General features: G+C 71.4%; 10 protein-coding genes. 2 read left to right on the plus strand and 8 right to left on the minus strand.

Going from position 1 to position 14920, the window contains the following annotated elements; genetic code table 11:
* Positions 1–140: 140 nt before the first annotated feature.
* The 6 genes from ACZ6I1_RS22660 to ACZ6I1_RS22685 form a co-directional block, all read right to left on the minus strand.
* A complete protein-coding gene (locus ACZ6I1_RS22660; protein ID WP_469289855.1) occupies positions 141–650 on the minus strand; it encodes a hypothetical protein in 510 nt (169 codons plus the stop codon).
* Positions 635–1672 (minus strand): ParA family protein, encoded by a 1038-nt coding sequence (locus tag ACZ6I1_RS22665; RefSeq protein WP_362398297.1) that lies wholly within the window; start codon positions 1670–1672, stop codon positions 635–637. The genes ACZ6I1_RS22660 and ACZ6I1_RS22665 overlap by 16 nt, the downstream gene beginning before the upstream one ends.
* Before the next feature lie 449 nt (positions 1673–2121).
* Positions 2122–3237: an alanine dehydrogenase gene (gene ald / locus ACZ6I1_RS22670; protein ID WP_030720084.1), complete on the minus strand. Its 1116-nt coding sequence runs from the start codon at positions 3235–3237 to the stop codon at positions 2122–2124.
* A 152-nt stretch (positions 3238–3389) separates the two neighbouring features.
* Positions 3390–5372 (minus strand): tetratricopeptide repeat protein, encoded by a 1983-nt coding sequence (locus tag ACZ6I1_RS22675; protein WP_469289858.1) that lies wholly within the window; start codon positions 5370–5372, stop codon positions 3390–3392.
* 141 nt (positions 5373–5513) lie between these two features.
* A complete protein-coding gene (locus ACZ6I1_RS22680; RefSeq protein ID WP_469289860.1) occupies positions 5514–6146 on the minus strand; it encodes an NUDIX domain-containing protein in 633 nt (210 codons plus the stop codon).
* Positions 6147–6218: 72 nt separating this feature from the next.
* Complete coding sequence (locus ACZ6I1_RS22685; protein ID WP_469289902.1) at positions 6219–7886, minus strand: CTP synthase; 1668 nt, start codon at positions 7884–7886, stop codon at positions 6219–6221.
* 467 nt (positions 7887–8353) lie between these two features.
* Between ACZ6I1_RS22685 and ACZ6I1_RS22690 the strand changes: the two genes are divergently transcribed.
* Both ACZ6I1_RS22690 and ACZ6I1_RS22695 read left to right on the plus strand, forming a co-directional pair.
* Positions 8354–10165: a glycoside hydrolase family 15 protein gene (locus ACZ6I1_RS22690; RefSeq protein ID WP_469289904.1), complete on the plus strand. Its 1812-nt coding sequence runs from the start codon at positions 8354–8356 to the stop codon at positions 10163–10165.
* 99 nt (positions 10166–10264) lie between these two features.
* On the plus strand, positions 10265–11647 hold the full coding sequence (locus tag ACZ6I1_RS22695) for an FAD-binding oxidoreductase (protein WP_469289862.1): 1383 nt from the start codon (positions 10265–10267) through the stop codon (positions 11645–11647).
* A gap of 3 nt (positions 11648–11650) precedes the next feature.
* Here the strand turns inward: ACZ6I1_RS22695 and ACZ6I1_RS22700 are convergent, their stop codons facing one another.
* A complete protein-coding gene (locus ACZ6I1_RS22700) occupies positions 11651–13276 on the minus strand; it encodes a flavin monoamine oxidase family protein (protein ID WP_469289864.1) in 1626 nt (541 codons plus the stop codon).
* A 9-nt stretch (positions 13277–13285) separates the two neighbouring features.
* Entirely contained in the window at positions 13286–14824 is a 1539-nt protein-coding gene (locus ACZ6I1_RS22705; protein WP_469289867.1) for an APC family permease, read from the minus strand.
* Between the last annotated feature and the right edge of the window lie 96 nt (positions 14825–14920).

Here is a 14920-nt window from a genome sequence, read left to right on the forward strand (position 1 = left end):
CCGTGTCGGGGGACGTGAGCCGGTGAGACGTCCCGCGGCATGGGGTGGCCCGTGGCCGGGGCCGGGCGGGGGCGCTGCCGGCGGCGCGGACCGGCCCGCGTCGGGGCCGGGGCGTTGACGGGCGGGCGCGCCGCAGGCGGTCAGCGGCCGCGGAGTCTGCGGACGAGGATGCTCGCGTCCCCGCGGGATTCGAGGTCGGCGAGGACGACCGCCACCGCCTCGCGGACGATGCGGCCGCGGTCGACCGCCAGGCCGTGCTCACCGCGCAGCACCAGCCGCGCGTGTTCCAGGTCCATCAGCTCCTCGGCGGAGACGTAGACCGTGATCTTCTCGTCGTGCCGCTCGCGGCCGCTGGGCCGCCGGTTGGCGCCCCGGCCCTGGCCCTTGCCGCGTCCGCCCGCCCCCGGGGCCGCGGAGGCTCCGTTGACAGAACCTTCCTGCGGCCGCCGGGGTGCTCCCACCACGGCTTCCGTGCCGGCCTCGGCCTCCCGGCTCCGGCCCTCCCCCGCCGCGCCCTCGGCCGAGGAGGCCGCGTGCTCGGCGGCGGGCGCCTCGTCGGCGCCCCGCCTCGGCGAGGAGGACTGGAGCGCCATCCCGCCGGTCGTACGGAACAGTTCGTCGGCTCCGGGCAGACTCACTCGGCGTGACACCGGGCGAGCACCTCCCTGGCGAGCTGGCGATACGCGGCGGCGCCAACCGAGTTGGAGGCGTACGTCGTGATCGGCTCACCGGCGACCGTGGTCTCCGGGAAGCGCACCGTGCGGCCGATGACCGTGTGGTAGACGTGGTCGTCGAAGGCTTCGACGACGCGCGCCAGCACCTCGCGGCTGTGCACCGTACGGGAGTCGTACATCGTGGCGAGGATGCCGTCGAGCTCCAGCTCGGGGTTGAGCCGCTCCTGCACCTTCTCGATGGTCTCGGTCAGCAGGGCCACGCCGCGCAGTGCGAAGAACTCGCATTCCAGCGGCACGATGACCTTGTGAGCGGCCGTCAGGGCGTTCACGGTCAGCAGACCGAGCGAGGGCTGACAGTCGATCACGATGTAGTCGTAGTCGGCCATCAGGGGCTTCAGGGCCCGCTGCAGGGTGGACTCGCGCGCGACCTCGCTGACCAACTGCACTTCGGCAGCGGACAGGTCGATGTTGCTCGGCAGCAGGTCCATGTTGGGGACCGCCGTCTTGAGCAGCACCTCGTCGGCCGACATGCCCCGCTCCATGAGCAGGTTGTAGACCGTCAGGTCGAGTTCCATCGGGTTCACGCCGAGACCCACGGACAGCGCGCCCTGCGGGTCGAAGTCGACGAGCAGCACGCGGCGCCCGTACTCGGCGAGCGCGGCGCCCAGGTTGATGGTCGACGTGGTCTTGCCCACGCCGCCCTTCTGGTTGCACATCGCGATGATCTTCGCCGGACCGTGGTCGGTCAGCGGACCCGGGATGGGGAAGTACGGGAGCGGGCGTCCGGTCGGGCCGATCCGCTCACGGCGCTGGCGGGCAGCGTCGGGGGCGAGGGTGGCCGCGTACTCGGGGTCCGGTTCGTACTCCGCGTCGGGGTCGTAGAAGTGCCCTTCGGGCACGTTGTCGTAGTCGGCGAAACCAGTGGGCTTTTCGCCGCTCAGGTCGCCGGCCCTGGAGTTCACGTCTAGGCCGTCCATGCTCTTTTGGGGCGTCGTCATGTGCTGGTGGTTTGCGAAGGTGCGGACTGCGACGGAGCCGACAGCCTCGAGCCCGGCGGGGTTCTGCCCCCGCTCCGGCGCGCCTGCTCGACCACCCCCAGGAGCAAATGTCGACTCATTCACAAGTCGTCTTACCTCCTCGGACGTGACCAGGACACTTATCGATAGGTCAGCGTGGCACCATGCCGACGGTTGGCGACTCTATGGCGTGTCACCGCTCAGCGGCAACACAATCCGCCGGACCCGGCACGATGTGTCGGCAACCGAACACCACTCTGTCAAGGGCGCACGAGCTGTCGCCGCGAAGTTTCGCGGGTGTGCGAAAGGGTTAAAGGGTTACGTTCGAGGCGAGTTGAGCGGCTCTCCGGCGCACCCGGCAAACGCCTCCGGCCGGACCTTGCGGGCAAGGTCCGGCCGGATACGTGAGATTGACGTCAGTCGTTGACGTGTCAGCCGAGCAGCGTGCTCAGCTCGAGGGTCTCGAGGCCGTGGGCCTCGGCGACCGGACCGTAAACGACCTGGCCGTCATGGGTGTTGAGGCCCAGCGCGAGCGCGGGGTCACGGCGCAGCGCCTCGACCCAGCCGAGGTTCGCGAGCTGCACGATGTAGGGCAGCGTGGCGTTGGTCAGCGCGTAGGTGGAGGTGTTCGGCACCGCGCCCGGCATGTTGGCGACGCAGTAGAAGACCGAGTTGTGGACCTGGAAGGTCGGCTCGGCGTGGGTGGTCGGACGGGAGTCCTCGAAGCAGCCGCCCTGGTCGATCGCAATGTCGACAAGGACACTTCCGGGCTTCATCTTGGCGACGAGCTCGTTGGTGACCAGCTTCGGGGCCTTCGCACCCGGGATCAGCACCGCGCCGATGACGAGGTCGGCCTCGACGACGGCCTTCTCCAGCTCGAAGGCGTTGGAGACGATCGTCTTGATCTTCGTGCCGAAGATCTTGTCGGCCTCGCGGAGCTTGTTGATGTCGCGGTCGAGCAGGGTCACGTGGAAGCCCATGCCGATGGCGATCTGCGCGGCGTTCCAGCCGGAGACGCCGCCGCCGATGACCACGCACTCGCCGGCGTGGGTGCCCGGGACGCCGCCCGGGAGCACGCCGCGGCCGCCGGCCGAGCGCATCAGGTGGTAGGCGCCGACCTGCGGGGCCAGGCGGCCCGCGACCTCGGACATCGGGGCGAGCAGCGGCAGCGCGCGGTTGGCGAGCTCGACCGTCTCGTACGCGATGGCGGTGGTGCCGGACTCCAGCAGGGCGTCCGTGCACTCGCGGGAGGCCGCCAGGTGCAGGTAGGTGAAGAGGGTCTGGTCCTTGCGGAGGCGGTGGTACTCCTCCGCGATCGGCTCCTTGACCTTCAGCAGCAGGTCGGCGGTGGCCCAGACCTCGTCGGCGGTGCCGAGGATCTCGGCGCCGGCCGAGACGTACTCGGCGTCCGTGATCGAGGAGCCCACACCGGCGTTCTGCTCGATGAAGACCTGGTGGCCGTTGCGGACCAGCTCATGCACGCCGGCGGGCGTGATGGCGACCCGGAACTCGTTGTTCTTGACCTCGCGGGGGATGCCGACCTTCATCGTCGATCACGGTCCTTGGCTCAGGGGAAAATACGGGGCACTTCCATACATACCCGCCCACAAGAACGCGCAACGGGATGCACCACGGGATGACGTGGTGAAGCCAGTTTAATGAAGGATGAACCCGTGTCTAGCCTTGCAAACAAATAATCTCAGTCGGATCCACTACGGATTTCGCAGGCTGCGGGGTCGTCGCCCAGCAATCTGTCGGCCGCGGACCGGTGCAGCCTGGCCGCCGCCGGATCCCCCAGCCGGTCGAGCGTGTCGGCCAGCCGCACCTGGAGCGCGGCCTGCAGCCGCTGGTCCCCGGCGCGGCGCGCCAGCTCCACCGCCTCCCGGCAGGTGTGCAGCGATTCCTCGGGCCGGCCGGCGTACTCCTGGACCCGGGCCATCTCGCTCAACGCCTTTGCCTGACCCGGTACATCGGCCAGCCGCCGGTAGCCCGCGGCGGCGGCCCGCCAGCTGCGCAGCGCGTCCCCGTACCGGCCCGCGTACGTGTGGACGTTCCCGAGCCGCCCGTACAGCCGGGCCTCGTCCGCGCGCTCGCCCCGCGCGAGGGCCTGGGCGAGCGCCCGCCCGAACCAGTCGGAGGCCCGGTGCCAGTCCTCCAGCTGCTGGTAGGCGCCCCCTACGGATTCCATCGCGCGGCCCGTCGCGTACGGGTCGTTCGCGGCCCGTCCCGCGTCCAGTGCGGCCCGGTAGCGGTCCAGCGCCTCCTGGGTCCGGCCGGTCTCGGCGTCCAGATCGGCCAGGTTCAGCAGCGCGGCGGCCTGCTCCCGGTGCAGGCCGCGCCGCTCGGCCACGTCCAGGACCAGCCGGTGCAGCCCGTACAGCTCGGGGGCGGCCGCGGCGGTGCCGCGGTGCTCGGCGAGGGCCCGTACGAGGGCGGCGATCAGCCGGCGGGCCAGGGTGTCCAGCTCCCCGTCGGCCACGGCCAGGGAGGCCGCCGCGGACAGGGCGGGCAGCCGGGTGTCCAGCCAGGTGGCGGCGGCCCGCCGGTCGGGGAAGCGCAGAGCGCGCGGCACCCCGTCCAGCGTCTCCCGCAGGCCGCCCCCGTCGAGCCCGCCGCCCTCGTCCGGTGCGGCCATGGCCCGGCAGGAGTGGAGCAGCCGTACGGTGCGCTCCAGCATCCGGGCGCGGGCGAGCTGGACCTCGGCGGGCCGCTCCTTGGCCTCGAGCAGGGCCTGCAGCAGGGGCGCCAGCGAGCCGGGCAGCAGGAAGAGGCCGTCGGGCGCGTGGCGCAGCAGGCCCAGCCCGGCGAAGTCGTCCAGCGTGGACTGGGCCGCGGCCACCGAGCAGCCCGCGAGGGCGGAGGCGGTGTGCGAGTCGACGATCCCGGCGGGGGCCAGCGGCAGCAGCCGCAGGGTGCGCTGGGCGGGCTGCGGCAGGGACTCGTAGACGAGCCGGAAGCCGCGGGCCAGCGGGCCGCCGATCCCGGCGGGCATGTCGTGCAGCTGCTTGGCGACGTCGGCGACGGAGGCCTTGGGGTGGGCGGCGAGCCAGCCGCCGACGAGGGCGAGTGCGGCGGGCTGGCCGCCGCATTCCTCGGCGAGGGATTCGGCGGCGCGGGGGTCGGCGGTGACGCGGGTGTCGCCGATGCGCTGCACCAGCATGTCCACGGCCGAGGGCGTGTCGAGTCCGCCGAGGGTGCACGGGCGGACGTCCGGAATCCCGGTGAGCGGTCCCTCCGCGGTGACCACGACGAGGCACTCCGGGGTGTCCGGCAGCAGCGCGTCGACCTGGTAGGGATCGGCGGCGTCGTCGACCAGGATGACCACGCGGCGGCCGTCGAGCGCGGTGCGCAGGGTCGAGCTGAGCTCGTCCTCGCCCGCACCGGGCGGGGTGGTGTGTCCCAGCGCTTCCAGCAGGCCGCGGACGGCGCGCTCGGTGGCCAGGGTCTCCCCGCCGGGAGCGGTGAGCCGGGTCCGGAGCACCCCGTCGGGGTACTCCCCGGCGACCTCGCGCACGAAGGCCTCGGCGAGCGCGGTGCGGCCGGAGCCCGGGCGTCCGGCGATCAGCAGCACGCGGGCCCGGGGGGCTTTGGCCTTGCGGCCCGAGAGGGTGTCGAGCCCGGTCCGTGCGATGTCCTCGCGCAGCTCCTTGAGCTCACGCCGCCGCCCGACGAAATCCGTCACGGATCCGCTCCTCTCCCTGCCTTCGGATGGCGAGCGTAGTTCACGCAGAGCGACGGGCCGGGTGGAGCGCGGCGGGCATATCCCCTGATCGGATCAGCGGATGGTCCTCTTTTCAACGCGAGCGCACGGCCCGGGGTCCCGCTAGGACGCGTACGGGCGGGCCGGCCACGGGGCCGTGGCCGGGCGCAGGGAGTCGAGGCCGTCCTCGGAGGCCAGGGCGGCGGACAGGGCGAGGACTCCCGTCACCAGCCCCGGGTTGCCCAGCTCGCCCGCCAGCACGCCCCGGACCAGTTCCGCCAGCGGAACCCACGCCAGCTCCATGTCCGCCTCCTCCGAGCCGGATTCCGCGTACCGCTCGCCCTCGGCGTCGCAGACGCCCCGCGCGAGGAAGACCCGGATCGCCTCGTCGGAGCCGCCCGGCGAGGCGTAGAAGTCGACCAGCACCCGCCAGTCATCGGCCTTGACGTGCGCCTCCTCGTACAGCTCCCGCTCGGCGCCGAGCAGCGGGTTCTCCCCCGGTACGTCGAGCAGCCCGGCCGGCAGCTCCCACAGCCGGCGCCGCACGGGGTGCCGGTACTGGCTCAGGACCAGCACCCGCCCCGCCTCGTCCAGCGCCAGCACGCACACCGAGCCGGGGTGCACCTGGTAGTCGCGGCGGGCCGTGGACCCGTCCGGCATCCGGACCTCGTCGGAGTTCACCGCCGTCTTCGCGCCCTGGAACGGCCGCTGCGTCGACAGCATGTCCCAGGTTTCCGGCGTGTCCTTGATGTTCATTCCCCGACCCTCCGCAACGCACGACAGCCGGGGTACGGAACTCCGTACCCCGGCCGTCTACGTTACCGAGCGTCAGGCCTGCTGCTGACGCTCCACGGCCGCCTTGACCAGACCCGCGAACAGCGGGTGCGGGCGGGTCGGGCGGGACCGGAGCTCCGGGTGGGCCTGGGTGGCCACCAGGTAGGGGTGGACCTCGCGCGGGTACTCGACGTACTCGACGAGCTTGTTGTCCGGGGAGGTGCCGGAGAAGACGATGCCCGCCTTCTTCTCCAGCTCGCCGCGGTAGGCGTTGTTGACCTCGTAGCGGTGGCGGTGGCGCTCGTCCACGTACGCCTGGTCGCCGTAGACCTCGCGCACGATGGAGCCCTCGGCGAGCTTCGCCGGGTACATGCCCAGCCGCATGGTGCCGCCGAGGTCGCCCGCGCCCTCGACGAAGGCCAGCTGCTCCTCCATGGTCGAGATGACCGGGTGCGGGGTGGAGGCGTCGAACTCGGTGGAGTTGGCGTCCTCGATGCCCGCGAGGTTGCGCGCGGCCTCGATGACCACGCACTGCAGGCCCAGGCACAGGCCGAGCAGCGGGATCTTGTTCTCGCGGGCGTAGGTGATCGCGCCGACCTTGCCGTTGACACCGCGGTCGCCGAAGCCGCCGGGCACGCAGATCGCGTCCACGTCGGACAGCTGCGCCGCCGCGCCCGCCGGGGTCTTGCAGTCGTCGGAGGTGACCCACTTGATCTGGACGCGCGCCTTGTTGGCGAACCCGCCGGCGCGCAGCGCCTCGGTCACCGACAGGTAGGCGTCGGGCAGGTCGATGTACTTGCCGACGAGCGCGACCTTGACCTCGTGGTCGGGGTTGTGGACCCGGTCCAGCAGGTCCTCCCAGACCGTCCAGTCCACGTCGCGGAAGGGCAGGTCGAGCTTGCGCACGACGTACGCGTCCAGGCCCTCGGTGTGCAGGACCTTCGGGATGTCGTAGATCGACTTGGCGTCGATCGCCGCGACCACGGCGGCCTCGTCCACGTCGCACATCAGCGAGATCTTGCGCTTGATGGAGGTGGGGACGTCGCGGTCGGCGCGCAGCACGATCGCGTCGGGCTGGATGCCGATGTTGCGCAGGGCGGCGACCGAGTGCTGGGTGGGCTTGGTCTTCAGCTCGCCGGAGGGGCCGATGTAGGGCAGCAGCGAGATGTGCACGACGAAGACGTTGTCGCGGCCGACCTCGTGGCGCACCTGGCGGACGGTCTCGAGGAACGGCAGCGACTCGATGTCGCCGACCGTCCCGCCGACCTCGGTGATGACGACGTCCACGTCCTCGGTCGCCATGCGGCGGATGCGGTGCTTGATCTCGTTGGTGATGTGCGGGATGACCTGCACGGTGTCACCGAGGTACTCGCCGCGGCGCTCCTTGGCGATGACCGTGTTGTAGACCTGGCCGGTGGTGACGTTGGCCGAGCCGTCGAGGTCGACGTCGAGGAAGCGCTCGTAGTGGCCGATGTCCAGGTCGGTCTCGGCGCCGTCGTTGGTGACGAACACCTCGCCGTGCTGGAACGGGTTCATCGTGCCGGGGTCGACGTTCAGGTACGGGTCGAGCTTCTGCATGGTGACCCGCAGGCCGCGCGCCTTCAGCAGCGCACCCAGGCTGGAGGCCGTCAGGCCCTTGCCGAGGGACGAAGCGACACCCCCGGTGACGAAGATGTGCTTGGTCGTCATGGCTGTGCTGTTTCGAAAAGCAGCGGGCGGCATAGCCAAGAGGGGGCTCCCGTGGTCGCGAGGTGAGGTGCGTCCGGCGCCGGCCACCGTCGATCCGGAAGGGTCTCAGGGGGCGCCGAAGCTGCGGTTTCGGGGCTCCTGATTCGCACAGGCAGACCACCGGTCCACGGGGTACCAGCCTATCAGCGCCCGGGCCGGTCCGCTTCCGGCCACGCGGCGCGGGGGGTCCCGTACCGGGGTGCGGGAGGGGCGGCGCGGCGACGTACCGGCAGGTCACCCGTTTGGCGCAGCCGCATTCTTCCGCGGCTTAAGGGGATCACTAGGGTGCCGACATATCCTGCTCGGATATTGCACACATCGCCGCCGAGCAGTCCGTCACACGGCCGCACCGAGCCGACATACGGAATCATGGGCTCAACGCGGAGATCCCCACCCACAGGAGACCGCGCAACCGCGCAATGCAAGCGCCCTTCGGGGCGGACGTGGCCGTTCGACTGGAGATGCACGTGTCCGGGCGCATCGAGGATTACGCACTGATCGGGGACATGCAGACCGCCGCGTTGGTCTGCCGGGACGGGGCAGTGGACTGGTTGTGTCTGCCACGTTTCGACTCCCATGCCGTGTTCGCGAGCATTCTCGGCACCGAGGATCACGGGTTCTGGCGGATCGGCCCGGCCCACCCGGCCGACGGAGAGCCGCCGCCCGCGACCCGGCGCCGCTACCGCGGTGACTCGCTGGTGCTGGAGTCGGAGTGGGAGACCCCGCGGGGCACCGTCCGCGTGATCGACTTCATGCCGCCCCGCGAGGGCCACGCGCCCCAGCTGATCCGGATCGTCGAGGGGGTCAGCGGGCGCGTCAAGATGCGCTCCGCGCTGCGCATGCGCTTCAGCTACGGGCGGGTCGTGCCCTGGGTCCACAAGATCGACGGGCGCACGGTCGCCGTCGCCGGCCCCGACTCCGTGTGGCTGGACACCGACGCGCAGACGTACGGCGAGGACCTGACCACGTACTCCGACTTCACCGTCGGTCCCGGCGACCGGATGGCGTTCAGCATCAGCTGGCAGCCCTCGCACCGCGGCGCGCCGGAGGCCCCCGACGCCGAGGCGGCCCTGGACTCCACCGCCGAGTTCTGGCGCGAGTGGGTCGAGCAGTGCACGTACCACGGGCCCTACCGGGAGGCGGTGGTCCGCTCCCTGATCACCCTCAAGGCGCTCACCTACGGGCCGACGGGCGGGATCGTCGCCGCGCCGACCACCTCCCTGCCGGAGGAGATCGGCGGGGTCCGCAACTGGGACTACCGCTACACCTGGCTGCGCGACGCCGCCATCACCCTGTCCTCGCTGCTGCGCACCGGCTACCGCGAGGAGGCCCGCGCCTGGCGCGAGTGGCTGCTGCGCGCGGTGGCCGGCGACCCCGAGAACCTGCAGATCATGTACGGGATCGCGGGCGAGCGGGAGCTCGGCGAGACCGAGCTGGACTGGCTGCCGGGCTACGAGGGCTCCCGCCCGGTCCGCGTGGGCAACGGCGCCGCCGGGCAGCTGCAGCTCGACGTCTACGGCGAGGTCACCGAGGCCCTGCACCTGGGCCACATGACGGGCCTGGCCCGCAGCGACTACGCCTCGCTGCTCCAGCTCAAGCTGATCCGCTACCTGGAGACCCACTGGGACCAGCCCGACGAGGGCATCTGGGAGGTGCGCGGCCCGCGCCGGCACTTCGTGCACTCGAAGGTGATGGCCTGGGTGGCCGTGGACCGCACGATCAAGCTGATCGAGAGCGGGGACGCGGACGGCCCGCTGGAGCGCTGGCGCGAGCTGCGCGACGAGATCCACCAGGACGTGTGCGAGAAGGGGTACGACAAGGAGCGCAACACCTTCACCCAGTCGTACGGGTCGAAGGAGCTGGACGCCTCCCTGCTGCTGATCCCGCAGATGGGTTTCCTGCCGCCGGACGACAAGCGGGTCATCGGCACGATCGAGGCGATCCAGCGCGAGCTGTCCACGTCCGACGGTTTCATCCTGCGCTATCCGACGGCGGGCGAAGAGGCCGGTGTGGACGGCCTGGAGGGCGACGAGGGGGCCTTCCTCGCGTGCTCGTTCTGGATGGCCGACGACCTGGCGATGATCGGGCGGGTGGACGAGGCGCGCCGGCTCTTCGAGAAGCTGCTGTCGCTGCGCAACGACCTCGGGCTGCTGGCCGAGGAGTGGGACCCGCGGCTCCAGCGCCAGGTCGGGAACTTCCCGCAGGCCTTCAGCCACGTTCCGCTGATCGACACGGCACTGCGGCTGACCGCGAGCGGCGCGTACGGGGGGTAGCGGCCGGGGGCGGGGGCACGGGACTTCTCCCGCAGTGCCCCCGTGATCGCCTCCGCCTACTCTGGAAAGGTCCTATGCCCTTCTCGGAAGGGGGAGGCCATGGCGCCCCTGTCGAAGGCGGGAACGGCGCTCGCCGCGCTCCGCGAGGATCTGGCCGGTGACGTCTTCGTGCCGGACGATCCGGGTTACGACGAGGCCCGGACGGTCTTCAACGCGATGGTCGACCGCAGGCCCGCCGTCATCGCGCAGTGCGCGAGCGCGGCCGATGTGGTCACCGCCGTACGGTTCGCCCGTGACCTCGATCTGAAGATCGCGGTGCGCGGCGGCGGGCACAGCGTCGCCGGGATGTCCCTCAACGACGGCGGCCTGGTCGTGGACCTGCGCCGGATGCACGAGGTGACGGTGCATCCGGCGGCGAGGGCGGCCCGCATCGGGGGCGGGGCCACGATGAGCCACCTGGACCGCGCCTGCGAGCCGTACGGCCTGGCGACCACCGGCGGCCGGGCGTCGACGACCGGCGTCGGCGGCTTCGTGCTGGGCGGCGGCACCGGCTGGCTGGACCGGAAGTTCGGCTTGGCGGTGGACAACCTGCTGGGCGCGGAACTCGTCACCGCCGAGGGCGAGCTGCTCCAGGTGAGCGCGCAGGACCATCCCGAGCTGTTCTGGGGGCTGCACGGCGGCGGCGGGAACTTCGGCATCGCCACCTCGCTGACGCTGCGGCTGCACGAACTGCCGGCCATGTCGATCGCGTTCGTGCTGTACCTGCCGGAGCGCGGGCCCGAGGTGGTCCGTGCGTACCGGGACGTCATCGACGCCGGACCGCGCGAGGCCTCCGGCGCCGCCCTCTACATGACGGGCCCGCCCGAGGAGTTCGTCCCGCCGCACCTGGTGGGCCTGCTGCTCGCGGGCGTGCTGCTGACGTATGCGGGCCCCGAGGAGGAGATGCGCCAGCTCGCCGAGCCGCTGCTGGCGATCCCGCACGAGGCGGAGATCGTGACGGGCATCCCGTACGCCGATCTGCAGTGCATGATCGACGACCCGCCGGGGCTGCGGAACTACTGGTCGGCGGAGTACCTGACCGGTGTGCCCGACGATTTCGTGGACGTCTTCTGCGCGCGCGCCGACTCGATGCCGGTGCCGACCGGCACCCAGCACGTGGTGTGGCCGCAGGGCGGCGCGATCGCCGACGGCCCGGACGACTACCCGGTGCCCTACCGCGACGCGGCCTGGGCGGTGCACCCGTTCGGCTTGTGGGAGGACCCGGCCGACGACGAACGGGTGCGGCAGTGGGTCAGGGACGTCCGCGCCGATGCCCAGCCGTGGAGCACCGGCGCGGTCTACCTCAACTTCACCGGGGACGAGGGCGCGGACCGGGTGGTCGCGGGCCTCGGCGCCGAGAACATGCGGCGGCTGGGTGCGTTGAAGCGGCAGTACGACCCGGACAACGTGTTCCGCTTCAACCACAACATCCGGCCGTTGTGAGGCTCACGCCAGGGCGGTGATCACCTCGCGCGCCGCGCGTTCGCCCTCGGTGGCGCCGCCCTCCATGAAGCCCTGGAAGTCGTAGCTGCAGTGCTCGCCGCCGATGTGGATGTTGCCCTGGGCGGTGCCCTCGTACCGTGCGTAGCGGTGCAGGTAGCCGGTGGGCCAGTACGAGTAGGCCCCCAGGGCGTAGGGGTTGCGGTGCCAGGCGGAGATCTGGGCCCGGCCGTTCCAGACCGCCTTGGTGCCCGGGAAGAAGGAGTCGACGCCGGTCAGCACGCGGCCCGCGAGGTCGCGTACGTACGGGTCGGCCTCGGTGGCGAAGGGGGTCGCGGGGGTGAGCGCCCCGGCCGGGGTGCCGCCGCCGTACTGGAGCAGGATCCCGCCGGTGCCGGGCTGGATCTTGGTGGTGTCCCAGGTCTGCTGGACGTCGAGGTCGGTGAAGCAGTCGCCCGCCGTGACGCCCGGCCAGGGTCCCGTACCGCGCCAGGGGCGGGCGGTGAACTGCATGTTGAGCTTGGTGCAGTGGCCCATCCGGGCGTCCCTGAGGAGGCTGAGCATGAGCGGGTCGAAGCCGGCCTGCGAGGTGTCGATGCGCTGGAGGATCGGCAGCGGCAGGCACAGGACGGTGTGGTCGGCGACGACGGTCCGGGTGGCGCCCGAGTCGTTGAAGGTCAGGGTCTGGGTGCCGTCGGCGTTGGCCCGTACGGCGACCAGCTCGCGGCCCATCACGAGGGAACCGGCGGGCAGGGCCGCGGCGATGGCCTTCGGCAGCTGGTCGTTGCCTCCGGTGATGTGGTAGCGCTCGTTGGACAGGCCCCAGACGTTGAAGTTGCCCGGGTTGGGCTGGTAGCCCATCAGGAGGACCAGGGCGAGGGCGGACTGCCGGTCGGTGTCGGCCCCGTACTCGACGGTGTAGGCCACGTCGATGAAGCGGCCGAGCTGCGAGCCGTGGCCGCCGGGGATCCGCGTCTCGATCCACTCGTACAGGGTCATGTTGTCGAGGGCCGTGCCGGCGGGGGTCGTGGAGTTCCAGGCGACCTCCCCGGCTTCCTGGAGGTCTCGGTGCAGCGCCTGGTAGACGGCCTTGAAGTCCTCGTCGGCCTGGGTGCGGGAGTAGTACTCGCCGTTGAACCAGAGGACTTCCTCGGCCCCGTTGGGTCCGCCGCCGAGGAAGTCCTCGACGGGCAGGCGGAAGCGGCGGCACAGCTCCAGGATCTTCTTGTGGCTGGTGTCGATCAGCTCGCCGCCGATCTCGGAGGTCTGGCCGTACGCCCAGTGGTCGCGCTGGGTCCACATGCGTCCGCCGACGCGGCTCGGGTTGGCTTCGTAGAGGGTGCAGGCGACGCCCGCGTCCTGCAGGGTGAGGGCGGCGGTCAGGCCGGAGATGCCCGCGCCGACCACGGCGACACGGGCGGGGCCGAGGGGCCTCTTGTCGGCGGCGGGTCCGGCGGCGTACGAGACGCCGGACGAGGCGACGGCGGCGCCCAGGCCGAGGGCTGCGGCCCGGCCGAGGAGTTCGCGGCGGGTGGAGCCGCGGACGTCGGCGGCGGGCAGGTCGAGGCGGCGGGCGGCGGCGTGCTCGGCGGCGAGCCGGCGCAGGGCGTGCATCAGGGGCGTGCGGGCCATGGTGGCTCCTCAGACGTTCGCGGCGGCGGTGGACGGGGAGGGGGCGTCGGAGCGTTCGGCGGCGTCCTCCAGGACGATCCGGCCGATGATGTCGTAGCGCTCGGGGGCCTTCGCCCTGAGCCAGAGGCCGAGGCCGAGACCGCCGAGGAAGACGCCGCCGACGATCCAGGGGATCAGCGTGAAGAAGAGGGACCCGGCCGCGCTCCCCGCCGCGGTCTCCATGTTGAGGACCAGCAGGACGACGACGGCCGTCATGCCGATCCCGCCGAGCAGCGGGGCGGTCAGGGTCTTGAACCAGTGCCGGTCCTCGGGGTGGTTCTTGCGGAAGTACCCGATGACCGCGAAGGAGCAGAGCGTCTGGACGATCAGGATCGCCATGGTGCCGAGGATCGCGAGCAGCGTGTACAGGTGCAGGTAGGGGTCCTGTCCGGTGAGCCAGAACCCGGCGACGAGCGCGGTGGCGATGGCGGTCTGCACCAGCGAGGCCACGTAGGGGGATCCGTGCCGGGCGTGGGTGCGGCCGAGCCGCGGGGACAGGAAGCCCTCGCGGCCGATGGCGTAGAGGTAGCGGGCGGCGCACTGGTGGAAGGCCATGCCGCAGGCGAAGGAGCCGGTGAGCAGCAGCCACTGGAAGGCGTCGACGGCCCAGGCGCCGATGAAGCTCTGGGTGGGGGCGAAGAACAGGTCGAGGGGGCTGGTGGAGGCGGACAGCTCGACGGACGTGGCCAGGCCGTTGCCCGCGATGGTCATCCAGGACACGTAGATGTAGAAGAGGCCGACGCCGACCACGGAGATGAGGGTGGCCTTGGGGATGACCCGCTTGGGGTCGCGGGACTCCTCGCCGTACATGGCGGTGGACTCGAAGCCGACCCACGACCAGAAGGCGAAGAACAGGCCGAGGCCGGCGGAGGTGCCGGTGAAGGCGTTCTTCGGGTTGACGGGCTCCAGCGGGATGCCGTCCGGTCCGCCGCCGGCGATCAGCACGGCGGTGGCCACGGCGAACAGCACGGCGATCTCGGCGATCAGCATCACGCCGAGGGCCTTGGCGGTGAGGTTGATGTCGAAGTGGGCGAGGGCGGCGGTGACGGCGAGCATGGCGGCCGCGTAGAGCACCCACGGCAGGTCGACGCCGAGCTGGTCGTGGACGGTGGTCTTCGCGAAGTAGGAGAACACGCCGACGATCGAGGCCTCGAAGACGATGTAGGCGAGGACGGCGAGCATCCCGGAGGCCATGCCGGCGATCCGGCCGAGGCCGTGCGAGATGTACCCGTAGAAGGCGCCGGCGGCGGTGATCCGCTTGGCCATGGCCACGTATCCGACCGCGAAAACGGTGAGCACGAGGGTCGCGAAGAGGTATCCGGCCGGGGCTCCGACACCGTTGCCGAAGCCGACCGCGATGGGGAGGTTGCCGGTCATGGCGGTGATCGGCGCGGCGGTGGCCACCGCCATGAACACCACGCCGACCAGCCCGACGGAGTTGGCCTTCAGCCGCTGGACCTGCGGGGTTGCGGGGGTCTGTGACGACCCGCCCGTGATGTCTTTGCTCATTGCGTCCTCTTCCGTGTGGAGGGCGCCCACTCTCGCCCCGCGTGACGCACACCACAATCGGCACGTGGTCCGATAATCTCCTTGCCGAGGCGACGA

It is taken from the genome of Streptomyces sp. NPDC046303, from assembly GCF_055588085.1.